Annotated in this window: 27 protein-coding genes; 15 read left to right on the plus strand and 12 right to left on the minus strand. The window is 64.2% G+C overall.

Annotated features, from left to right (window positions below):
* Positions 1-2 precede the first annotated feature (2 nt).
* Positions 3-860, plus strand: coding sequence for a sulfite exporter TauE/SafE family protein (locus AAFG16_RS00665; RefSeq protein ID WP_283083090.1), 858 nt, complete (start codon positions 3-5; stop codon positions 858-860).
* 119 nt (positions 861-979) lie between these two features.
* Here the strand turns inward: AAFG16_RS00665 and AAFG16_RS00670 are convergent, their stop codons facing one another.
* Positions 980-2509: a malonyl-CoA synthase gene (locus AAFG16_RS00670; protein WP_342736506.1), complete on the minus strand. Its 1530-nt coding sequence runs from the start codon at positions 2507-2509 to the stop codon at positions 980-982.
* A 95-nt stretch (positions 2510-2604) separates the two neighbouring features.
* Between AAFG16_RS00670 and AAFG16_RS00675 the strand changes: the two genes are divergently transcribed.
* The 4 genes from AAFG16_RS00675 (at position 2605) to AAFG16_RS00690 (ending at position 5880) form a co-directional block, all read left to right on the plus strand.
* Entirely contained in the window at positions 2605-3366 is a 762-nt protein-coding gene (locus tag AAFG16_RS00675; RefSeq protein ID WP_283083092.1) for an SDR family oxidoreductase, read from the plus strand.
* 350 nt (positions 3367-3716) lie between these two features.
* On the plus strand, positions 3717-4271 hold the full coding sequence (locus AAFG16_RS00680) for a fasciclin domain-containing protein (protein WP_283083093.1): 555 nt from the start codon (positions 3717-3719) through the stop codon (positions 4269-4271).
* Positions 4272-4455: 184 nt separating this feature from the next.
* On the plus strand, positions 4456-5085 hold the full coding sequence (locus tag AAFG16_RS00685) for a cytochrome b/b6 domain-containing protein (protein WP_342736508.1): 630 nt from the start codon (positions 4456-4458) through the stop codon (positions 5083-5085).
* A gap of 12 nt (positions 5086-5097) precedes the next feature.
* Positions 5098-5880: a molybdopterin-binding protein gene (locus AAFG16_RS00690; protein WP_283083095.1), complete on the plus strand. Its 783-nt coding sequence runs from the start codon at positions 5098-5100 to the stop codon at positions 5878-5880.
* A gap of 120 nt (positions 5881-6000) precedes the next feature.
* On the opposite strand, the gene AAFG16_RS00695 is transcribed toward AAFG16_RS00690, so the two are convergent.
* Complete coding sequence (locus tag AAFG16_RS00695; RefSeq protein WP_283083096.1) at positions 6001-7203, minus strand: YbfB/YjiJ family MFS transporter; 1203 nt, start codon at positions 7201-7203, stop codon at positions 6001-6003.
* A 131-nt stretch (positions 7204-7334) separates the two neighbouring features.
* Here AAFG16_RS00695 and leuB point away from each other — a divergent pair, with 131 nt between their 5' ends.
* Positions 7335-8447 carry a 3-isopropylmalate dehydrogenase gene (leuB, locus tag AAFG16_RS00700; protein ID WP_342736512.1) on the plus strand — a complete coding sequence of 371 codons (1113 nt, stop codon included), beginning with the start codon at positions 7335-7337 and terminating at the stop codon, positions 8445-8447.
* Positions 8448-8577: 130 nt separating this feature from the next.
* Entirely contained in the window at positions 8578-9216 is a 639-nt protein-coding gene (locus AAFG16_RS00705) for a DapH/DapD/GlmU-related protein (RefSeq protein ID WP_342736514.1), read from the plus strand.
* A gap of 182 nt (positions 9217-9398) precedes the next feature.
* Here the strand turns inward: AAFG16_RS00705 and AAFG16_RS00710 are convergent, their stop codons facing one another.
* Positions 9399-9782 carry a hypothetical protein gene (locus AAFG16_RS00710; protein WP_283083099.1) on the minus strand — a complete coding sequence of 128 codons (384 nt, stop codon included), beginning with the start codon at positions 9780-9782 and terminating at the stop codon, positions 9399-9401.
* 157 nt (positions 9783-9939) lie between these two features.
* Positions 9940-10728 (minus strand): hypothetical protein, encoded by a 789-nt coding sequence (locus tag AAFG16_RS00715; protein ID WP_342736516.1) that lies wholly within the window; start codon positions 10726-10728, stop codon positions 9940-9942.
* Between the two features lie 116 nt (positions 10729-10844).
* On the opposite strand from AAFG16_RS00715, the gene AAFG16_RS00720 reads away from it, so the two are divergent.
* Positions 10845-11879 (plus strand): aspartate-semialdehyde dehydrogenase, encoded by a 1035-nt coding sequence (locus AAFG16_RS00720; protein ID WP_027561821.1) that lies wholly within the window; start codon positions 10845-10847, stop codon positions 11877-11879.
* A gap of 47 nt (positions 11880-11926) precedes the next feature.
* Here AAFG16_RS00720 and AAFG16_RS00725 read toward each other — a convergent pair whose 3' ends face one another.
* A complete protein-coding gene (locus tag AAFG16_RS00725) occupies positions 11927-12568 on the minus strand; it encodes a carbonic anhydrase (protein WP_342736519.1) in 642 nt (213 codons plus the stop codon).
* Between the two features lie 111 nt (positions 12569-12679).
* Between AAFG16_RS00725 and AAFG16_RS00730 the strand changes: the two genes are divergently transcribed.
* Both AAFG16_RS00730 and AAFG16_RS00735 read left to right on the plus strand, forming a co-directional pair.
* Positions 12680-13561, plus strand: coding sequence for a CoA ester lyase (locus AAFG16_RS00730; RefSeq protein ID WP_283083103.1), 882 nt, complete (start codon positions 12680-12682; stop codon positions 13559-13561).
* 220 nt (positions 13562-13781) lie between these two features.
* A complete protein-coding gene (locus tag AAFG16_RS00735) occupies positions 13782-14534 on the plus strand; it encodes a hypothetical protein (protein ID WP_283083104.1) in 753 nt (250 codons plus the stop codon).
* 162 nt (positions 14535-14696) lie between these two features.
* Here the strand turns inward: AAFG16_RS00735 and AAFG16_RS00740 are convergent, their stop codons facing one another.
* Positions 14697-15452, minus strand: coding sequence for an SDR family oxidoreductase (locus tag AAFG16_RS00740; RefSeq protein WP_342736521.1), 756 nt, complete (start codon positions 15450-15452; stop codon positions 14697-14699).
* A gap of 190 nt (positions 15453-15642) precedes the next feature.
* On the opposite strand from AAFG16_RS00740, the gene AAFG16_RS00745 reads away from it, so the two are divergent.
* Positions 15643-16536, plus strand: coding sequence for an AraC family transcriptional regulator (locus AAFG16_RS00745; RefSeq protein ID WP_342736523.1), 894 nt, complete (start codon positions 15643-15645; stop codon positions 16534-16536).
* On the plus strand, positions 16464-17321 hold the full coding sequence (locus AAFG16_RS00750) for an N-acyl homoserine lactonase family protein (RefSeq protein ID WP_342736525.1): 858 nt from the start codon (positions 16464-16466) through the stop codon (positions 17319-17321). Before AAFG16_RS00745 ends, AAFG16_RS00750 begins: the two co-directional genes overlap by 73 nt.
* Positions 17322-17326: 5 nt before the next feature.
* On the opposite strand, the gene AAFG16_RS00755 is transcribed toward AAFG16_RS00750, so the two are convergent.
* The 4 genes from AAFG16_RS00755 to AAFG16_RS00770 all read right to left on the minus strand — a co-directional run bounded on the left by AAFG16_RS00755 (position 17327) and on the right by AAFG16_RS00770 (position 19980).
* Entirely contained in the window at positions 17327-17746 is a 420-nt protein-coding gene (locus AAFG16_RS00755; RefSeq protein ID WP_342736527.1) for a hypothetical protein, read from the minus strand.
* Positions 17747-18026: 280 nt separating this feature from the next.
* A complete protein-coding gene (locus AAFG16_RS00760) occupies positions 18027-18812 on the minus strand; it encodes a hypothetical protein (RefSeq protein WP_342736529.1) in 786 nt (261 codons plus the stop codon).
* Positions 18813-18894: 82 nt separating this feature from the next.
* Complete coding sequence (leuD, locus tag AAFG16_RS00765; protein WP_283022723.1) at positions 18895-19500, minus strand: 3-isopropylmalate dehydratase small subunit; 606 nt, start codon at positions 19498-19500, stop codon at positions 18895-18897.
* A gap of 81 nt (positions 19501-19581) precedes the next feature.
* The gene (locus tag AAFG16_RS00770; protein WP_283083108.1) at positions 19582-19980 is read right to left on the minus strand and encodes a metallopeptidase family protein; all 399 of its coding nucleotides are present in this window, start codon (positions 19978-19980) and stop codon (positions 19582-19584) included.
* A 159-nt stretch (positions 19981-20139) separates the two neighbouring features.
* Here AAFG16_RS00770 and AAFG16_RS00775 point away from each other — a divergent pair, with 159 nt between their 5' ends.
* Together AAFG16_RS00775 and AAFG16_RS00780 are read left to right on the plus strand one after the other, a co-directional pair.
* Positions 20140-20433, plus strand: a complete 294-nt coding sequence (locus tag AAFG16_RS00775) for a hypothetical protein (RefSeq protein ID WP_342736533.1) — start codon at positions 20140-20142, stop codon at positions 20431-20433.
* 44 nt (positions 20434-20477) lie between these two features.
* A complete protein-coding gene (locus AAFG16_RS00780; protein WP_342736535.1) occupies positions 20478-20738 on the plus strand; it encodes a hypothetical protein in 261 nt (86 codons plus the stop codon).
* Positions 20739-20742: 4 nt separating this feature from the next.
* Here AAFG16_RS00780 and AAFG16_RS00785 read toward each other — a convergent pair whose 3' ends face one another.
* The gene (locus tag AAFG16_RS00785; RefSeq protein WP_283083111.1) at positions 20743-21042 is read right to left on the minus strand and encodes a DUF1330 domain-containing protein; all 300 of its coding nucleotides are present in this window, start codon (positions 21040-21042) and stop codon (positions 20743-20745) included.
* Between the two features lie 177 nt (positions 21043-21219).
* Between AAFG16_RS00785 and AAFG16_RS00790 the strand changes: the two genes are divergently transcribed.
* Positions 21220-21783 (plus strand): hypothetical protein, encoded by a 564-nt coding sequence (locus AAFG16_RS00790; RefSeq protein WP_342736538.1) that lies wholly within the window; start codon positions 21220-21222, stop codon positions 21781-21783.
* A gap of 109 nt (positions 21784-21892) precedes the next feature.
* Here the strand turns inward: AAFG16_RS00790 and AAFG16_RS00795 are convergent, their stop codons facing one another.
* Positions 21893-22102, minus strand: coding sequence for a hypothetical protein (locus tag AAFG16_RS00795; protein WP_283083113.1), 210 nt, complete (start codon positions 22100-22102; stop codon positions 21893-21895).
* Between the last annotated feature and the right edge of the window lie 37 nt (positions 22103-22139).

The raw sequence follows: 22139 nt of genomic DNA on the forward strand, positions 1-22139 counted from the left end.
CGGTGAGTGGCCTCGAGGTTTTCGACGTCGTCGAGCTCGCGCTGCTGTTGATCGCAACCGGCGCGCTCTCGGGATTCCTGGCCGGCGTGTTCGGCATCGGCGGCGGCGCGATTCTCGTGCCGGTGTTCTACGAGTGCTTTCGCATTGCCGGCGTTCCGCTGGAGGTGCGCATGCCGCTCTGCATCGGCACCTCGCTGGCCGTGATCATCCCAACGTCGATCCGTTCGTTCCAGGCGCATTACAAGCGCGGTGCGGTCGACATGTCGATCCTGCGGGTGTGGTCGCTGCCGATCGTGATCGGCGTTGTCGCCGGCAGCGTGATCGCGCGCTATGCGCCGGAAAAACTGTTCAAGATCGTGTTCGTCTGCGTCGCCTGGTCGGCGGCCGCGCGTCTCATCTTCGCGCGCGAAGGCTGGAAGTTCGGCGATGATCTGCCGAAGGGCCCGCTGATGCGCGTCTACGGCTTCTGCGTCGGCATCCTCTCGACGCTGATGGGCATCGGCGGCGGCCTGTTCTCGAATCTCTTGATGACCTTCTATGGCCGTCCGATCCATCAGGCCGTCGCGACCTCATCGGCGCTCGCCGTGCTGATCTCGATCCCCGGCGCGCTCGGCTACATCTACGCCGGCTGGCCCGCGGCGGCGACGTATCCGAGCGTAGCGGCGCTGCAGATTCCCTTCGCGCTCGGCTACGTCTCGCTGATCGGCGCCGTACTGGTGATGCCGATGAGTCTCGTCACCGCGCCGCTCGGCGTGAGAGCCGCACATGCGATGTCGAAGCGGACGCTGGAGGCTGCGTTCGGGTGCTACCTGTTTGTCGTCGGCAGCCGGTTTGTGATGAGCCTGGTGGGCGGGCAGTAGCCGCCCCGCACTCCGTCATTGCGAGCGCAGCGAAGCAATCCAGAATCTCTCCGCAGAGGCAGTCTGGATTGCTTCGTCGCAAGAGCTCCTCGCAATGACGAGGCGAGAGAGCCGTCCCCTCATTTCTTCGCGTAAATATCCTTGTACGTATCCCGCAGCACGTTCTTCTGCACCTTGCCCATCGTATTCCGCGGCAGTTCGTCGACGACGAACACCCGCTTGGGCATCTTGAATTTGGCGAGCCGCCCGTCGAGCGCCTTCAGCACGGCGGCTTCGGTGATATCGGCGCCCTTGTTGCAGACCAGCACCGCCGTGACACCTTCGCCGAAATCGGCATGCGGCACGCCGATCACGGCGGACTCGATCACGCCGGGCATGGCGTCGATCTCGCTCTCGATTTCCTTGGGGTAGACGTTGAAGCCGCCGGAGATGACGAGATCCTTGCCGCGGCCGAGGATGTGGACATAGCCCTTGTCGTCGATCTTGCCGAGGTCGCCGGTGATGAAGAAGCCGTCGGGCCGGAACTCCGACTTGGTCTTCTCGGGCATGCGCCAGTAGCCCTTGAACACGTTCGGGCCCTTGACCTCGATCATGCCGATCTCCTCGCGCGGCAGCTCCTTGCCGGTCTCGGGCTCGGTCACGCGCACGGAGACGCCGGGGAGGGGAAAGCCGACCGCGCCGGGCACGCGCTCGCCGTCATACGGGTTCGACGTATTCATGTTGGTCTCGGTCATGCCGTAGCGCTCGAGCACGGCATGGCCGGTGCGCGCCGACCATTCACGATGGGTCTCGGCCAGCAGCGGCGCGGAGCCCGAGATGAACAGGCGCATATGCTTGGTGGTTTCGCGCGACAGCGCGGGATTTTGCAGCAGTCGCGTATAGAAGGTCGGTACGCCCATCAGCGCCGTGGCGCGCGCCATCAGCTTGATGATGAGGTCCGGATCGAGCTTCGGCAGGAAGATCATCGAGGCGCGGGCGAAGAGCGTCACGTTGGTCGCCACGAACAGGCCGTGCGTGTGGTAGATCGGCAGCGCGTGGATCAGCACGTCCTTGTCGGTGAAGCGCCAGTAGCCGACGAGCGAGAGCGAGTTCGACGCGAGGTTATCGTGCGTCAGCATCGCGCCCTTGGAGCGGCCGGTGGTGCCCGAGGTGTAGAGGATCGCGGCGAGATCGTCGCCGGCCCGGGTCACCGTCGCAAAATCGCTGCTGGCCTTGTCGGCGGCGTCCGTCAGCGAGCCCTTGCCGTCAGCTCCAAGCGTCTCGACCCTGGCCTTCGCCTTGGCGACGATCGGGGTAAGACCCTCGGCCTTGGAGGGATCGCAGACCACCAGCGACGGCTCGGCATCGCCGATGAAGTAATCGAGCTCATTCAGCGTGTAGGCGGTATTGAGCGGCAGATAGACCGCGCCGGCCCTGACAGTGCCGAGATACAGCACGATATTGGCGACGGATTTCTCCACCTGCACCGCGACGCGGTCGCCAGGTTTCACGCCGCGCGCGGCCAGCACATTCGCCATCTGCCCGGCCCGCGCGATCAGATCGCCATAGCTGATATGGCCACCGTCCTGCGTCTCGATCGCGAGGCGTTTGGGGTCGTCGAGGCCGTCGAACAGGCGGGAAAACAGGTTGGCGTTGGCTGCTTGGTTCATGCAAGATTTCCTCGACCGCAAGACTGACAAGGCCGGTCAAAACCGAGGGCTGGATTAGCAAAAACCGCCCCATTGAAGCAACGGAGACAGTTTGCATGACCAAAAACGGGAAACGCGTGGCCTGGGTCACGGGCGGCGGCAGCGGGATCGGGGAGGCCGGCGCCGAGGCGCTGGCGGCCGACGGCTGGACCGTCGTGGTTTCGGGCCGCCGCCAGTCAGCCTTGGATACCGTGGTTGCGAAGATCACCAAGGCCGGCGGCGCGGCCGAGGCCATCGCGCTGGACGTGGCTAACGCGGACCAGGCCCAGAAGGCGGCCGATCAGATCGTCGCGAAGCACGGCCGGATCGACCTGCTCGTCAACAATGCCGGCATCAATGTCCCCAAGCGCAGTTGGAAGGACATGGAACTGGAGGGCTGGGACAAGCTGGTCCAGGTCAATCTCAACGGCGTGCTCTATTGCATGCGCGCGGTGCTGCCGACCATGCGCAAGCAGCAGGACGGCTCGATCATCAACGTCTCATCCTGGGCCGGCCGCCACGTCTCCAAGATGCCGGGCCCGGCCTACACCACGACAAAACACGCGGTGCTGGCCTTGACCCATTCCTTCAACATGGACGAGTGCATCAACGGCCTGCGCGCCTGCTGCCTGATGCCGGGCGAGGTGGCGACACCAATCCTGAAGCTGCGCCCGGTGGTGCCGAGCGAGGAGGAGCAGGCGAAGATGCTGCAGTCCGAGGATCTCGGCCGCACCATCGCGTTCATTGCCTCGATGCCGCCGCGCGTCTGCATCAACGAGCTGCTGATCAGCCCGACGCATAATCGCGGATTCATCCAGACGCCGCAGAGCAGGGATTGAGGCGGGCAGACTGCTGCAACGGGCACACTGCCTTAACGGGCACACTGCCGTAGGGTGGGCAAAGCGAAGCGTGCCCACGCGTCTCAAACGCTAAGAGGTGGTGGGCACGGCGCTTCGCGCCTTTGCCCACCCTACGGCACTGTCTGCTCGGCTCGCGCGCATCGCACGGGCACGCCGCCCCATAGTTTCACCCATCACAAAGAATTTTTCCTCGAAACCGCATCTCAGGCCGTCCCGTAGTTCGGCCAACGACGGCGCTGCTGCTTCACCTCGAGACTGCCGCAAGCCGCCTTCGTTGCCCCAACTCAACGCCGGCCCTTGCCGGTCACCATTCAATCGGGAGACTTTCCATGTCGAAGCGTATTGCCTATCTCGCTGCTGCCGCCTTCAGCGCTCTGGCCATCACCGCGACCGTCGTCGCGCCTGTTCGTGCCGAGGAGAAGACCGTCATGGTCGGCGGTGCCGCGATGTTCCCGTCCAAGAACATCGTCCAGAACGCGGTCAACTCCAAGGACCACACCACGCTGGTCGCGGCCGTGAAGGCTGCCGGTCTCGTGCAGACGCTGGAAAGCAAGGGCCCGTTCACGGTGTTCGCGCCGACCAACGCCGCCTTCGGCAAGCTGCCGGCCGGCACCGTCGACAATCTGGTCAAGCCCGAGAACAAGGCGACGCTGACCAAGATCCTCACCTACCATGTCGTGCCCGGCAAGCTCGAAGCCTCCGATCTCACCGACGGCAAGAAGCTGAAGACCGCCGAGGGCGAGGAGCTCACGGTGAAGAAGATGGACGGCAAGGTCTGGATCGTCGATGCCAAGGGCGGCACCTCGATGGTGACGATCTCCAACGTCAACCAGTCCAACGGCGTCATCCATGTGGTCGACACCGTGCTGATGCCGGCGACGTAACACCGCGCAGCCCGGTTTCATCCCCCGAACCGGATGCGACGAAAACGGCGAGCCGGGGGCACCCGGCTCGCTTTATTGTGACCGGCATAGCCTGACGGTATCGATTCGATGCCGGACAGGGCGTAACGAAAGCGGCCGCAGCGGCGTATATTCTGTGTCAGACCACGTTCAGGACGGAACCATCATGTCGAGCCTCACAGTCTCAGGCGAGCAGGTCAGCGCCACCCCGGCCAAGGTGATCCAGCCGGCCTGGGTTCGCGTCATGCACTGGATCAATGCCCTCGCCATGATCCTGATGATCCTGTCGGGCTGGCAGATCTACAACGCTTCGCCGCTGTTCGGCTTCAGTTTTCCGCGCGAATACACGCTCGGTGGTTGGCTCGGCGGCGGCCTGCTCTGGCATTTTGCCGCGATGTGGCTGTTGATGATCAACGGCCTTGCCTATCTCATCACCGGCTTTGCCACCGGCCGCTTCCGGAAGAAGCTGCTGCCGATCACGCCGTCAGGCGTGCTCCACGACGTCAGGGCCGCGCTGACCTTCAAGCTCGGTCATGACGACCTCACCGTCTACAATTACGTGCAGCGCCTGCTCTATGCCGGCATCATCGTGGTCGGCGTGCTGATTGTGCTCTCCGGCCTCGGAATGTGGAAGCCGGTTCAGTTCTATTACCTGGTGATGCTGTTCGGCGATTATCCGACCGCGCGCTACGTGCATTTCTTCTGCATGGCCGCGATCTGCGCCTTCCTCGTCATTCACGTTTTGCTCGCGCTGCTGGTGCCGAAGAGTCTGCGCGCGATGATTATCGGGCGATAAAGGAGAATAGCGATGGCCAAGCGTTCATTCCTGATCCCCGGCGTCGACAAGCGGCTGCTGATCAAGGACTCCATCAAGGCGATGCCGGATTTTACCCGTCGCCGCTTCATCGCCGGCGGTGCCAGCCTGGGGGCGCTGACGCTGCTCACCGGCTGCGACGTGATCGACTCGTCCTCGGCTGAGACCATGCTGGCCAAGGTTTCGAAGTTCAACGATGCCGTGCAGGGCTTCATCTTCAATCCCGATGCGCTGGCACCGACCTTCCCGGAGAGCGCGATCACAAAGCCGTTCCCGTTCAACGCCTATTACGATCTCGACGACGCGCCCGATGTCGACGGCAAAGACTGGAAGCTCGAGGTGCGCGGCCTCGTCGACAACAAGAAGTCCTGGACGCTGGACGAGCTCTACAAGCTGCCGCAGGTGACGCAAATCACCCGTCACATCTGCGTCGAGGGCTGGAGCGCGATCGGCAGCTGGACCGGCACGCCCTTGCGCGATTTCCTCAAGCTGATCGGCGCCGACACGCGCGCGAAATATGTCTGGTTCCAGTGCGCCGACAAGGACGGCTACAACTCGCCGCTCGACATGCGCAGCGCGCTGCATCCGCAGACCCAGATGACGTTCAAATATGCGAACGAGATCTTGCCGCGCGCCTATGGTTTTCCCATGAAGATCCGCGTGCCGACCAAGCTCGGCTTCAAGAACCCGAAATACGTGGTCTCGATGGAAGTCACCAACGACTACAAGGGCGGCTATTGGGAAGACCAGGGCTATAATTCGTTCAGTGGGAGCTAGCTCCGCTGCCGTAGTGCCGTAGGGTGGGCAAAGGCGCGGAGCGCCGTGCCCACGCAGTGTTGGTGGGCACGCTTCCGCCTTCGCTCCTCGAGCTACGGCGGACAAGTCGCTTTGCCCACCCTACGGCACCGATGACTTGGCCGGCCCCACCTTGCGCTGGCACAGCGCTGCAACCGCCCCCAAGGCCAGCAGCGCTGCCGACACATTCAGCGCGTAACTCAAGCTCCCCAGCGCATCCGTGATCGCACCCACGACGATCGGGCCGAGCGTCTGGCCGACGCCGAACGAAATCGTCATCGCTGCGATCGCGGTTGGCCACATCTGCGGCGGATAGTTGAAGCGGACGAAGGCGGTGGTCGAGCCGACCACGGCGAAGAAGGCAACGCCGAACACCACCGCTGAAATCGCAAGCCATGTCGGGGAATGCCCGAGCATCGGCAAGCCGGCGCCGAGCGCGTTGGTGCCGAGGATGATCGCGGTGGCAAGCCCGCCGCGATCGAGCGCGAGCACGCCGCGCCAGGCCCAGGGCGTGACGAAGGCGCTAAGACCGATCAGGCCCCAGAATGCGGCCTGTGCCGCCGCACCGCCGCCGCCGTCGCGGACATAGGCGATCATGAAGGTCATGTAGGCGATGTAGCCCGCACCGAACAGGAAATACGCGGCGAGATAAATCAGCACGGGCAGGATCGCGAAGGTGGCGTGGCTGCCTTCGGAGAAGCGCGCGCCGCTCTCGATGCGAGTCAGGAACAGCGGCACGGTCATCGCCGCCGAGAGCAGCGTCAGCGCCCACCATACGATCCACCACGAGCCCGGCCCGAAATATTGCAGCGTGAACGGGGCGATCAGCCCCGAGGAGAGGATGCCGATGCCGGGCCCGGCATAGAACAGGCTGAGCAGGAAGTTGGCCCGCTCCGGGTGCGACTGCGCGATGGTTGCGGCGAGCGCGCCGCCGGCGACGAAGCCGGCCGCGGCGCCGAGGCCCAGCACGAGGCGGGCGAGGCTCAGCGCGACGAAATTGCCCGTCAGCGCGCAGGTGGCGAGCGCGGCGACGCAGGCCAGGGTCCCGCCGCGGATCGCCGCCGCCCAGCCGACCCGCTGGATCAGCCGCGACGCCGCAAGCGCGCCGACGAGATAGCCGACGGCATTGATGGTGTTCATGAAACCCGCCGCCGAGTAGGACCAGCCGAGGTCCTCCCGCATGTCCGGCAGCACCAAGGCATAGGCAAAGCGGCCGATGCCGAGCCCGACCGTCGCCGCCAGCGACAGGGTCAGGATCAGCCGCGCGGGATGTGCGTCGGGTCGAGGGCGGTCAGGCGCGTGCAAGGGGTTCTCCGGCCGGTGCAGTGTGGCAGGCCCGGTGCGCCTTGCACAGGCGCGGTGCGGCAATGGTGTCTTGCCAAGCACGCAACGCCGCTCTAGCACTCCGGCCGAATTCGATCTGAGAGGAAACGACCATGGCGACCCACAAATTGCTGCTGCTCCCCGGCGACGGTATCGGCCCCGAGGTGATGGGCGAGGTGAAGCGGCTGATCGATTGGCTCAATTCGGCCGGGATCGCCAAGTTCGAGACCGACACCGGCCTCGTCGGCGGCTCGGCCTATGACTCCCACAAGGTGTCGATCTCCGAGGGCGACATGGCCAAGGCGCTGGCCGCCGACGCCATCATCTTCGGCGCGGTCGGCGGCCCCAAGTGGGACGCGGTTCCCTACGAAGTGCGTCCCGAAGCCGGTCTGCTCCGGCTGCGCAAGGATCTGGCCCTGTTCGCCAACCTCCGTCCCGCCGTGTGCTACCCGGCGCTGGCCGATGCCTCCAGCCTGAAGCGCGAGGCGGTCGAGGGCCTCGACATCGTCATCGTGCGCGAGCTCACCGGCGGCGTCTATTTCGGCGAGCCCAAAACCATCACCGATCTCGGCAATGGCCAGAAGCGCGCCGTCGATACCCAGGTCTACGACACCTATGAGATCGAGCGCATCGGCCGCGTTGCCTTCGAGCTTGCCAGGAAGCGCAAGAACAAGGTGACGTCGATGGAGAAGCGCAACGTCATGAAGTCGGGCGTGCTCTGGAACGAGGTCATGACTCAGGTCCACAAGCGCGAATACCCCGACGTCGCGCTCGAGCATCAGCTCGCCGATTCCGGCGGCATGATGCTGGTGAAGTGGCCGAAGCAGTTCGACGTCATCGTTACCGACAATCTGTTCGGCGACATGCTGTCCGATATCGCGGCGATGCTGACCGGCTCGCTCGGCATGTTGCCCTCGGCTTCGCTCGGCGAGGTGGATGTGAAGAGCAAGAAGCGCAAGGCGCTGTACGAGCCGGTGCACGGTTCGGCGCCTGACATTGCCGGCAAGGGCCTCGCCAATCCCATTGCGATGATCTCGTCGTTCGGCATGGCGCTGCGCTACTCCTTCGACATGGGCGATCTCGCCGACAAGGTCGACGCCGCAATCGCCGCCGTGCTGGCGAGCGGCCTGCGCACCGCCGACATCAAGTCGGAAGGCACGACGGCTGCTTCCACCACGCAGATGGGCGAAGCGATCCTGAAGGAATTGCAGAAGCTGCACGCCTGACGGCAAGCACCGCACTCGTAGGGTGGGCAAAGCGAAGCGTGCCCACCAATAGATTGCGATGAGAGAGAGATGGTGGGCACGGCGCGCTGCGCCTTTGCCCACCCTACGGCAGCTGCTTCCGGAGCCATTCATGGATGCCTCACCCCGCCCCAAGATCGCAGAAACCGTCATCCATGAAACGGTGCGCCAGCGCGAAGCGCAGATCGGGCGCCGCTGCGAGATCCTCGCCAACACCCGCATCGAATATGCCTCGCTCGGCGACTACTCCTATCTCGGCGAGTCCTGCGACGTCGCTGACGCTGCCATCGGCAAATTCACCGCGATCGCCAATTCGGTGCGGATCGGTGCGCCCAATCATCCGATGGGCCGCGCGTCCCAGCATCGCTTCACCTATGTCCCCGAATATTACGAGGCGAGCGCGACGCGTGACCGCGACTTCTTCGCTGATCGCCGCGGCGACCGCGTCATCGTCGGCAATGACGTCTGGATCGGCCACGCTGCGATTCTGCTGCCGGGTGTCACGGTCGGCGACGGCGCGGTGATCGCGGCGGGCGCGGTCGTCAGCCGCGATGTCGCGCCCTACACGATCGTCGGCGGCGTTCCCGCGCGCCCCATCCGCAAGCGTTTTCCCGATTCCGTCGCGGCGAGCCTGCGCCGTATCGCCTGGTGGGATTGGCCGGACGAGCTCATCTTCGAGCGCCTCGGCGATTTCCGCTCCGAGGCGATCGAGGAATTTTGCCGACGCTATGACCCGGCTGCCAACGCGTAGCCTCAGCTGTCATTGCGAGGAGCGAAGCGACGAAGCAATCCAGAATCGTTCCGCAGAGAGATTCTGGATTGCTTCGCTGCGCTCGCAATGACGATGTAGAGGCAAGTGTGCCCTATGACACCTCGCAAAATCAAAAAGGCCGGGCGTGAAGCCCGGCCTTTTGATTCGGTCGCCGCGTCGCCTCAGTACAGCGGGAAATTCCGCGGATAGCCGCCGACGTCGGCCGGCGTCGAGAGCGGCTGGCGATCGATCGGACGGTTGTTGTTCTCGCGTGCGAAGGTCGGATAGCCGATCTCCGGCGGGAAAGCGTAATCCATGAACTTGCGGTCGCCCGGATTGACCTCGGTGCCGCCGTCGAGCCAGGAGCGCTTGCTCACATAGATGCGGGTGCGACCCTGCTGGTAGACCGAGTTGGGGCCGCTCGGGCCGTAATAGACCCGGCCGCGCTCGTCATAGCGCTTGGTCTTGGTGTCGGCCGCAGCCGGCGTCGCGAAGGCCGCGGCAATGACGGCGCCCGCCGCTAGCCAGGTCGCCAATTTGGTTGCCGCAGAAAATGTCGAGCTCATCACGTCCCCTTCAGGCGGCAGGCCGCCAGTCGATTTCGCCCTATACTAGCCCGGCCGGGGTGGTTGCAACTAGGTCTATTGGGTCACACCGGGTGGGAATAATCGTGCGCGCCGGCAAAAAGTTGCATCAATACCAGCCACTTGAGCTTGATGCCGATCAAAGCGCCCCGCGCAATTGCGCGTTGGCCGCGCCCAGCAGCCAGTCGGAGGCAGCAGCGCCCTCGCAGGCGCGGCGCTTCAGCTCGGCATGGGCGAAGAATTCCGCCAGTTTCGGCTCGTTGCCCGAAGCCAGCAGCGTCAGCCGGTTCAGCAGGCAGGCGACCGCCGCGCGCCGGGCGGGCAGCGTGTCGCCCTGGCAGGAGAAGCCGGAGATCTGCAGCGCCGGCTCCTCGTTGCGCTTGAGGTAGCCGAGGCAGGACGGCGCCGCCTTGTCCATGCCGACCGGCCGGAACAGGGCCACGGGGCCGAATTTGGTGTCGATCAGTCCGGCCTGCTCGAGCGGGGTGGCCGAACCCAGGCCCATCTGGATGGCGAGGTCCGCTGCCGCCGGACGGGCCACGTCGAATTCGCCGCCTTCCCGGTAAATCTCGAGCTCGGCTACGGGCTTGTCCGCCTCGCCGGCCCAGCGCATCACATCCCTACGGCCGCCTTCGGGATGCCTGAGGATGGTGTAAGAGGCTGTTTTATCTGATGAATCAAGCCGGCTCACAGCGAAGGCCGGATGCGAGCGGTCGGCCACGGTCCAGCCGGGCCTTGTGGCCGGCTCATCGTCCCGCATGTCGGGCAGCTGGTTGAGGGCCGCCAGCGCCAGGATGGCAAACAGGGCGAGCGCCCCCACATAGGCGAACAGGCGCGCCAGCGTGCCGACGACCTCGTCGGCGAAGGCTGCAAGCGCCAGATAGAGCTGGGTAGGAGTTTCGGCCGTCCTGGCCTCAGGCGATTGCATCCACGGCCTTCAGGCATGGTCCAACGTTGTCTTGGGGCCGGTTCTCGCATAGAAGCGCTGCTCTTCCTGTTTAAGCGTCAGCTTCGGGAACGGGCTTTTTCATCGGAGAGTGAACGATGGGTTACAAAGTCGCAGTCGTCGGCGCGACCGGCAATGTCGGACGGGAAATGCTCAACATCCTCGATGAGCGCAAATTCCCTGCGGACGAGGTCGTGGCCTTGGCGTCACGCCGCAGCGTCGGCGTCGAGGTCTCCTATGGCGATCGTACCCTGAAGGTCAAAGCGCTCGAGCATTACGACTTCTCCGACGTCGACATCTGCCTGATGTCGGCGGGCGGCTCGGTGTCGAAGGAATGGTCGCCGCAGATCGGCGCCGCCGGCGCGGTCGTGATCGACAACTCCTCGGCTTGGCGCATGGACCCGGACGTGCCGCTGATCGTGCCCGAAGTCAACGCGGCTGCGACCGAAGGCTTCAAGAAGAAGAACATCATCGCCAACCCGAACTGCTCGACCGCGCAACTCGTGGTCGCGCTCAAGCCGCTGCACGACAAGGCGACGATCAAGCGCGTCGTGGTCTCGACCTATCAATCGGTGTCGGGCGCCGGCAAGGACGCGATGGACGAATTGTTCTCCCAGACCAAGGCCGTCTACACCAATGACGAGCTGGTCGCGAAGAAATTCCCAAAGCGCATCGCCTTCAACGTCATCCCCCACATCGACGTCTTCATGGAGGACGGCTACACCAAGGAAGAGTGGAAGATGATGGCGGAGACCAAGAAGATTCTTGATCCCAAGATCAAGCTCTCCGCGACCTGCGTGCGCGTGCCCGTGTTCGTCGGCCACTCCGAGGCCGTCAACATCGAGTTCGAGAATCCGATCACCGCCGATGAAGCGCGCGAGATCCTGCGCAAGGCGCCCGGCTGCCTCGTCATCGACAAGCAGGAGCCCGGCGGCTACGCCACGCCGTATGAAGCGGCCGGCGAGGACGCGACCTATATCAGCCGTATCCGCGAGGACGCGACGGTGGAGAACGGCCTGGTGCTCTGGTGCGTGTCCGACAACTTGCGCAAGGGCGCAGCCCTCAACGCGATCCAGATCGCGGAAGTCCTGATCAACCGCAAGCTGATCAGCGCGAAGAAGAAGGCGGCGTAACCGGCGAATGGTGAGTTGCGAATAGCGAGTGGACCATTCGCCACTCGCTATTCGCCATTCGCTCTCTTGAATTCCTTCGCCGCCTTGTCCAGCACGAACAACGTGCCCTCGGCGACGCCGAAATAGGCGCCGTGCAGCTGCATCTGGCCGCCCTCGACGGCCTTCTGCACGAACGGGAATGTCGTCAGGTTTTCCAGGCTGCGGAACACCGCGGCCTTCTCGATGCGCTCGACGAACTGCGCCATGGTCTCGTGGTCGCGTTGCTCCACCACCTCGCCCGGCTTGATGAACATCTGCATCCATTTGCCGATGAAGTCGCCGGGCGTGAGCGGCTCGATCTTGTCGACGAAGGCGCGGATGCCGCCGCATTGCGCGTGGCCGAGCACCACGATGTGCTTCACCTTCAGCACCGTCACCGCATATTCCAGCGCCGCCGAGACGCCGTGCGCGTTGCCGTCGGGCTGGTACACCGGCACCAGGTTGGCGATGTTGCGGACCACGAACAATTCGCCGGGGCCGACGTCGAAGATCACCTCGGGCGAGACGCGGCTGTCGCAGCAGCCGATCACCATCACTTCTGGGAACTGCCCCTTCACCGACAGCTCGCGGTAGCGGCTCTGCTCGGTCGGCAGCCGCTGGGTGGCGAAGGCCTTGTAGCCTTCCAGCAAATGCTTCGGGAATGTGATCATGACCTATGCCTAACCATAGAGCCGGGGAACGAACAAGCCTTTCGAATAGGCAGGCCAAGTGCTATCGGCTCGGGGCAGAATGGACACGAGGAAACCGGAAGGAACGTCAGCATGACCCGCCCGCGCCGCAGCCATCTGTTCATGCCCGGATCCAACCCCCGTGCGCTGGAGAAGGCGAGGAATCTCGCCGCCGACGGTTTGATCCTCGATCTCGAAGATTCCGTCGCGCCTGACGCCAAGGCGGTGGCGCGCGACGGCATCGCCGCCGCGATCGCGGCCAAGGGGTTCGGCAAGCGCGAGATCCTGATCCGGACCAACGGCCTCGACACGCCGTGGTGGGCCGACGACGTCGCGATGGCAGCCAAGGCCTCGCCGGACGGCATCCTGGTTCCAAAGGTCTCCAGCGTCGAGGACCTCGACACGATCGGCCGCAAGCTGGCCGAGCTCGGCGCGGCGCCGACCGTGAAGGTCTGGGCGATGATCGAGACCGCGCGCGCGGTGCTGCATGCCGAGGAACTGGCCGCGGCCGGGCGCGATCCGAAGACGCGGCTGTCAGGCTTCGTGTTCGGCCCGAACGACATCTCGCGCGAGACGCGCATCCGCATGCTGCCGGGCCGCGCCGCGATGATCCCGATGATCTCGCACTGCATCCTGGCGACGCGCGCTCACGGCCTCGAGATCCTCGACGGTCCCTATAGCGACATCGCCAATTCCGACGGCTTTGCCACCGAATGCGCGCAGGGCCGCGATCTCGGCTTCGACGGCAAGACGCTGATCCATCCCTCGCAGATCGAAGCCTGCAACGTGATCTTCACGCCGCCCGAGGAGGAAGTCGCGCGCGCGCGAAAGATCATCGCGGCGTTCGAGCTGCCGGAAAACGTCTCGCGCGGCGCGATCCGCCTCGACGGTGCGATGGTCGAGCGTCTGCACGCCGACATGGCGCGCCGCACGATCGAGATCGCGGACGCGATCGCTGCGATGAGCAAGGGCTGAGATTGCCCTGAGCGCTTCGTCCTGCGCGACGACAGGGGGGAATTTGCGGCTGGGAACTCAGCTAATCCATTGATTTGGCTGATGCTGCGGCGCTGCTTTCGATCACGACCGCGCGAATAAGCGTCGCGGCCGCCGCCGTTGACTTGCGCAAGGCCCACGTCGCAAGGTAACTCCAGCAACAGTTGAACATATTTGGCCCAACCTTGGACGAGGTGTCCCCATGACGGCGCTTGCGGAAGTCGCGGCTCCTGCCAACCTGGTTGACGAACTCACGGCACACGCGGTGCGCAGCATCGAGGCCGCCGATCATTCCGCGGCTCCGTTTCCGCACATCGTCTTCCGCGAGTTCTTTCCGGAGGACTTCTACCGTGACCTGATCCGGAGCGTGCCCACTCAGGGCTACGATCCGATCACCGGGACCGGAACGCGCATGGCGCTGCGCCTCTACGGCGAGAACGTCGACAAGATCGAGCCGTCGCTGCGGCCGGCATGGGCTGCGGTGTCGGCCATGCTGACGTCGAAGAGCGTCGAGGAGGCGATCCGCAAGCGGCTGCATGACGGGCTCGAGATTCGCGCCCGTGGCGACAAGGTGGCCGGCGCCGACGATCTGACCTTGGTGGCAAAGCCGGTCGTCTACGTGGACAGGGACGGCTATCAGATCAAGCCGCATCCGGACACGCGCAAGAAGGTCGTGACGATGCAGCTCTATTGCCCCGCCGACGCCAGCCAGGAAGCCTTGGGGACGACGCTCTACAAGGCCTCGCTCAAGGGACTGCTTCATGTCGGCTCGTATTGCCTGGAGCCGGTGAAGACGATCCCGTTCCTGCCCAATGTCGGCTACGCCTTCGTGGTCCTGAAGGCCTATCACACGCTGACCAGGATGAGCTGGCACGGCCGCCCGCCGATCCAGACCGATCGCGACCGCGTCACCATCCTCAACACGTTCTATGTGAACGAGAAGGTCGGCTTCTAGAGCATGATCCGGAAAAGTGTGCAGCGGTTTTCCGAAAAGATCATGCTCAAACAACAACCTAAAGCGCGATGACGATTCGTCCCAATCTCATCGCGCTTTAGGCGTTTGATCTGGACCGCGCCGGGTTCGCGACTCGATCGCGAACCCCCAGTGCCGCCTCGCTCAGATCGTCTGGCCCCCGGACACCTCGATGCGCTGGGCCGTGACCCACCGGTTGTCGGGACCGAGGAGACTTGCAACCATCGGTCCGATGTCGTCGGGCAGGCCGACGCGGCCGAGCGCGGTCATTTGGGCGAACTGCTGGTTCAAATCCGGCATGTCCCGGACTGCGCCGCCGAGAAAATCGGTTTCGATCGCACCCGGGGCGACGACGTTTGCGGTGATGCCGCGTCCGCCGAACTCTCTGGCCATATAGACCGTCAGAACCTCGATGGCGCCCTTCGCGGCAGCATAGGCTGAGAAGCCGGGGAAGGATACGCGCGTCAGCCCGCTGGAGAAGTTAATGATCCGGCCGCTATCGGCGAGCAATGGCAGCAAGGCCTGCGTCAGAAAGAACGGTCCTTTGACGTGCGTGGCGAAGAGAGCGTCGAATTGCTGCTCTGTCGTTTCGGCAATCGCGGCCATTTCACCCTGACCGGCGTTGTTGACGAGGTGATCGAGCATCTCGGCGCGCCAATGCTCCGTCAGTGCCGCTCGGACTTTTGCGACGAACGCTGGAAAGGTCGATACGGCGGTGACGTCAAGCTCGAGCGCGACGGCCTTGCGTCCCAGCGATTCGATCTCGGTGACGACGTCGCGAGCGGCTGCGGCTCCGCTGCGATAGGTCACGATCACATCGCCGCCGTGCTGCGCGATCGCGATCGCGGTATTGCGGCCAAGGCCGCGGCTGGCGCCGGTGACGAGAGAAATGGTGGGCATTGGCAGGTCCTCGAAAAGTTGCGGTGAACTCCGTTTGCCCGCCATCGATCATCCATTGTTGCCGGATTCTCGGATTGCCTTGCCCAACCCTCCCGAATGCAGCCGCGGGGGCTTGCCCAAAACTCCCGTTTCTCTGCCCGATCCGCTGGCCCGGATTGCTCGCGCGCCGAGCCCGGCCTAGAATTGGCGGGTGACCGAAACGCTGCTTCAGATCGCCAGCCGTTATTCCGCAGCTCATGCCGACGACAAGGGCCTTGCCTCCACGCCTTTCGCCGGCATCTCGATCATCCGCGAGAGCGCGCCGAGCGCACTTCAATATGCGATCTCAAAACCTCTCGTCGCTATGGTCCTGCAAGGGGCGAAGCGCGTCGCGACCGGCCGGACGTCTCTCGATTTCGGTGCGGGCGCTTCGCTGCTGATCGCGAGCGACGTGCCGACGGTCAGCCAGATCACGCGCGCGACAGTGGCGGCGCCCTATCTGTCGCTCGTCGTCGAGCTCGATCCTGTTGTCATCGAGGGGCTGGTCGTCGAGATGGGGGCGGTACCGTTCGTTCCATCCCAGCCGGTGCGTGTCGAGCCGACGGAGCAGGAGGTTGCAGACGTGGCGCTGCGGTTGCTGCGGCTGATCGACCGTCCTTCTTCCCTGCCGATTCTGCAGCGCCAGCTGGTGCGAGAGCTGCATTACTGGCTTTTGGCCGGCCGGCACGGTGGCGCCATCAGGGCGCTCGGCATCGCCGACAGCCACGCACAGCGGATCGGTCGTGCCGTTGCGATCATTCGCGCCGGCTACGCCAAGCCCCTGCGCATCGACCGGCTCGCCAAGGCCGCGGGCATGAGCCAGTCGGCGTTTCACTTGCACTTTCGCAGTGTCACGTCATTGACCCCACTCCAGTTCCAGAAGCAGCTTCGCTTGATCGAGGCCCGTCGCGCGATGCTGGCCGATGGCGCGCAGATCGCGACCGCGGCGCATCTGGTCGGCTACGAAAGCGTCACGCAGTTCACGCGGGAATATTGCCGGCTGTTCGGCATACCGCCCGGGCGCGACATGCGCGAGACGAAGCGCCGCGTCGAATCGGCGGCTTGAAGAGTTCCCCAATGGCGACGATTGACAGGATCTACATCCTCGACGGAGGCATTGCAGAGGTCGCAGACGGCTCGATCTATTCTCCGGGTATCAACGTCGGCGTCCCCATGACGTTGAGCTGCAATGCCTACCTCATCAGCCATCGCGGCGAATGGCTGATCTGGGATACGGGCATAGAGGATAAGCTGGCGAAGCATCCGGAAGGACGCATCATTGCCCATGGCATACGCGGCATCGTGCGTCGTCCCATCGCGGACCAATTGGATGAAATCGGGGTGCGGCCCCGCGATGTCAGTACGATCCTCCTTTCCCACGCGCATTTCGATCACATCGGAAATGTCGATCTGTTCGAGAATGCGAGATGGATCGCCCAGCGGGCCGAGTTCGAGGCCATGTTCGGAAACGAGCCTGAAGAATTCGGCTATTCGCTGCAGCACTACGAGGCGCTGAAGGAGCGGCCTTACCAGATCGTCGATGGTGACCACGACATATTTGGCGACGGCGCCGTGCGGATGATCTTCACGCCCGGCCACACTCTCGGGCATTGCTCGCTGATGGTGAGGCTGCCGCGGCGCGGCGTCGTGCTGCTGAGCGGCGACGTCGCGCACAATCGGGAAAACCTCCGGCACATGCGCGTGCCGTCCTTCAATGCGGACCAGCAGGCAACGGTCGCGTCCATGGCCAGAGTCGCCGAGCTGCTTCGCGTCGAGAACGCCGAAATCTGGATCAATCACGATACGGCACAGAGCGAGGCATTGCCTCACGCGCCAAGCTGGATCGCGTAAACGCGTCAATGCGGCGCGACGTCGGCGCGTTCGAGCGATTCCAGTGTCGAGGCATTGCCGCAATAGCCGTGATAGTTTTCCGCGGCGGTGCCGTCGGCGAGGTCGCGGTCGCACTGGCCCTTGTGATCGCAGAGCGAGCAGACCCGTTCCATGTCGCGCAGCAGCAGCGGCTGTGCGCGTCCGAGCCCCTCCGCGCTGATGCCGAGTTGCTCCAGCATCTTCGGCAGCTCGTCGGCGGCATGCTTGCCGTGACGGACCAGCTCCTCGAGGTCGTCCGGGGCAATCCTGAGATCGCTCGCGATCCGGTCGAAATCTCCACGGTCGAGCTGCCGCATCTCGTTCATCTCGCGGCGATGCTTCAGCCAGGCGGCAAAGGACTCGATGAGGTCCTGGACGAGGGGATACGGCCTGCTTGCGGTGCTCATGCGAGGCTCCATAGGGATCGTGGAACTGGAGCGAGACTACGCACAATGATGCAGGGGCGCGTTGCGCTGGATCAAATTCGACTCGTCTCCCCGACGCGGCAACGCGATCGAATGTAAGGCCGCGAACCCTCCACATCGTCATGGCCGGGCATAGCCGTCCGAAGGACGGCGTCGCTTCGCTCGCCTATGTCCCGGCCATCCACGCTTTGCGCAAGAAGAACGTGGATGCCCGGGACAAGCCCGGGCATGACGACCGACGATGGGTCCGAGCGCAGAAGAGCTACGCGAACCGCTCCGCTGCCCATGCATAGAGGCTGCCGGGTACCGCCGGCTGCTTGCTGCGTTCCTTGCCCGAGATGTGGAGGCCGATCACGTCGGGGTCGGTGACGATGCCGAGATAGCTCGATGGCTCGAAAAACAGTTTCGGCTCGGAATGCACCGCGTAGAACGATTTCTTCGGCAATGCTTTTTGAAGATCGCCCGAACGCTTGGCGAGGATGGTGAGTGCCGGCGGCCCGTAGATGGCGATGCGAAGGTCGGACAGGCGCTGCGAGCCGCCGCTCAGCCGTCGCATCGCAAAGCTCAGGCGATGGCTGAGCGAGAGCCATTCCGGGGTGAGCTCCTCCTGCTCCATCAGCGCTTCGAAGGCGCGAACGATCTGGTGTCCGCGCGGCAGATAGAGCACGGAGTTGCCGAGCCGGCGCGATCGCTCCCAGGCGAAGTACGGCTTTGCCGGATCGATCTCGACAGGCCTCAGCAGCACCACGTCGGCATCGAGCCAGAGGCCGAGGCCCATCGCCATCAGCTTCATGCGGAAGAAGTCGCTGAACTGGAGCGTGGTCCAGTCGCGCCAGCTGCCGTCCGGCTGCGGCGGCCGCAGGCGTTCTGAGAACGCGTGCGGCAGCACCGCCTCGGCATCGGCGTTCGCAACGCCCGCGGGCAGGCCGGGAATGGGGTCGAAGCTGTAGAGCGTGACCTTGTGCCCAGCGGCCAGCTGCGAGCGCAGACAGGTCTGGCGCAGCGCATCCATCGGGCCGTGCCAGAAGGTGACGATGTCGGGTAGCATCAGGGAAAAGCTATAGGCGATATCGAGGGCAAAGAAAAAGCCCCGGCGCGCCAGGCGCCGGGGCTCGAATGGGATGTCGATCTCAGGCCCAGGCGCGTTCGCGCTTGAGCTTGTCCTCGTAGCTGTCGATCGAGGCCTTCTTCTCCATGGTGAGACCGATGTCGTCGAGGCCGTTGATCAGGCAGTGCTTGCGGAACGGGTCGATCTCGAACTTGACCTTGCCGCCGTCCGGACCGCGGATCTCCTGGTTCGGCAGGTCGATCGTCAGCGTCGCGTTGGCGCCGCGCTCGGCGTCGTCGAACAGCTTGTCGAGGTCTTCCTGCGAGACGCGGATCGGCAGAATGCCGTTCTTGAAGCAGTTGTTGTAGAAGATGTCGCCGAACGAGGTCGAGATCACGCAGCGGATGCCGAAGTCGAGCAGCGCCCAGGGCGCGTGCTCGCGGCTCGAGCCGCAGCCGAAATTGTCGCCGGCGACCAGCACCTTCGTGTTGCGATAGGCGGGCTGGTTGAGGACGAAATCCGGGTTCTCGCTGCCGTCGTCCTTGTAGCGCTGCTCCGAGAAGAGCCCCTTGCCAAGGCCGGTGCGCTTGATGGTCTTCAGGTACTGCTTCGGAATGATCATGTCGGTGTCGACATTGATGATCTTCAGCGGCGCCGCGACGCCTTCCAGCGTGGTGAACTTGTCCATGGTTGCGCTTTCCCGGGTGGTTCTGGGGGAACCGGTATTTATCGCGATCGGGGCCAAAATCCTAGGCCGATTTCGGCAGATCTAGTCTGCTTTGGCCTCAATTGCCGCCATATCGTCGTCCGAGAGGCCGAAATGGTGGCCGATCTCGTGGATCAGGACGTGGCGGACGATGTGGCCGAGGCTTTCGTCGTGCTCGGCCCAGTAATCCAGGATCGGCCGGCGGTAGAGCCAGACCATGTTGGGCAGCCGCGCCACGTCGCCAAAACTCTGCTGGGGCAGGCCGACGCCCTGGAACAGGCCGAGCAGGTCGAACTCGCTCTCGCATTCCATCTCGTCGAGGACCTCGTCGGTCGGGAAGTCGTCGACGCGAAGAATCACGCCCTCGCAGAGCTTAAGAAACTCCGCCGGCAGGCGCTCGAATACGTCATGAGCCATCGCTTCCATCTCGGCCAGCGAGGGCGCTTTCAATTCCGTCCACATGCGCTTCTCTTAGCGCGGGTTCCGCGGCGATGCATCCGGCTTTATAGGTGGGCGTTGACGCCGCGCGCGAAAACGAGGAGCGTATGGCGCTTCAAGGGGTTGGCAGAGGTCGGTGGTGGTATGATGCGGGCGGGAACAGCGATACCGGTTCTACTGTGCATGGGGTTGTTTTCGACTTTTTTTGACGGCGCTCGAAGCCAGGTCCAGGCGCAGGCGGCCGGCCCCGAGATCCGGCTGGCCCAGGCGGCCTCGCCCGACGACGTCCCCTCGCTGCGCAGGCGGCCTCCGGCGCGCTTGCGCGTCACGCCCTATTACAGCCCCGACGGCGTCTATCCGCGCTACAACCCCGGTCCCGATGCGGTCCGTGAATGCAACGTTGCCTATGTGCAGGAGCACAGGCCCAGCGGCACCGTGATCACGCCGCATATGAGCTGCTACTGGCGGCGGGGCTGACGGGCCGGTTCAACGGGCAGCGCGGAGGCCTCGTGAGGGTGGTCATGGCGAGATGGATTGCACTAGCCGCCGTTGCCGTCGCGCTTGCCACCGGCCTGCCCCGTGCGTCCGCAGCACATAGGGTGACGATCCCCGAGGCCTCGGCGGGGATCGCGGTTTTCAATGCGCGACACGCGCGAACCCGTGAGATTGTGAGGCCTGCCGTGCGCCGTGATCCTCGCTATTACGCGCGGCCGGTTTACTACCGTCCCTATCCCTACGCCGTGCCTGCTCCCTTCGTGCTCGGCTACGGGCCGTTCTGGTGATCCGCTAACCGGACGGCGCAAATCCCTTGACCAGCAGCACCGTCGCCTGTGCGCCCGCCTTGCGATCGCGCGAGATGTCTTCGTACTCGGGTGAATTCGAGAAGGCGAGAAACGCAGCTTCGTCGGGAAACGACATCATGACGAGCTTGTCGTGCGGCCATGTGCCTTCGAGCACGCGCGGATGTTCATCGGCGGCGAGCAGGCGTCCGTTGTACTTCCTGAACACGTCGAAGAACCGCGCCTGATAGCGTTCGTAGGCTGCGCGGTCCGTCATCTTCAATTGCGCAATCGCATAGACAGTCATCTCGAATCCTCACCTCGCGGCCCTGCGTCGCAGCGCGTTGCCAGCAACGTCGTTCATTCACGGGGCGTTCACGTCGCTGTCCCTAACTTAATCTTGGGAGCGACTGCAAATGAACAGGGATGACTCGGGCCGGTCACGAGCGTCGCAACTCCGCTGTTCAGTCTCAGGGAGAAGTCCATGCTGAGGAGTTTGGGTCTCAGGGCAAGCCCGATGCGCTTGCTCGGGATCGCGGCGGCTGCGACGTTGATGCTGTCGACCGGCACTGCGCGACGTGCTGAAGCGCTGACCTTGATCAATCCGGTGACGTCACCCGCGACGAAAGCTGCGACCGACGGCCTCGTCACGCAGGTTCGTCACGGCGGTGGTGGCGGACATGGCGGTGGCTTCCACGGCGGAGGTTTTCACGGCGGTGGCGGCTTCCACGGTCGCGGCGGACATTTCGGCGGCTTTCGCGGCGGTGGCTTCCATGGTGGCGGTTTCCATGGTGGCGGCTTCCGCGCCGCGCCGGCGTTTCACGGCGGTGGCTATCGCTACGGCGGATTCCACCGCTACGGCGGCTTTCATCGCTACGGCATCTATCGCCCGCATTACGGCTATCGCCACTTCCACCGGCGCTATTATTACGGCGGCTACTATCCCTACTACCACTATCCGCGCCGCTGCCGGATCATCTGGACCTATTACGGCCCGCGCCGCATCTGCCGCTGGCATCGCTGGCACTATCCGTATCGCTATTGGTGATGTGATCGGAGTCGTCATGCCCGGGCTTGTCCCGGGCATCCACGATCTTTCTATGCACGCCTAAGAACGTGGATGGCCGGGACAAGCCCGGCCATGACGGAGAAACTCGCTAGAGCCAGTCCTTCAGCTTCCACGACGAAGCCTTCCAGCGCATCAAATTCTCGACCTTCCACTGCCGAAACATCGCCGGCGGCCAGCGGCTGAGCTTCGAGGTCTCCTCGACCTCCGGCTTGGCGACGATGCGCAACGGCGTGGCGCGCCGGCGGTGCTGGCGCGTCGCCTCGCTGATCAGATCGACATATTCAGGCTTGTTGGCCATCAGAAGTGTCCTCGCGAGATCGTCGCGAGGACACTGT

Source organism: Bradyrhizobium sp. B117, assembly GCF_038969555.1.
Lineage (GTDB): Bacteria > Pseudomonadota > Alphaproteobacteria > Rhizobiales > Xanthobacteraceae > Bradyrhizobium.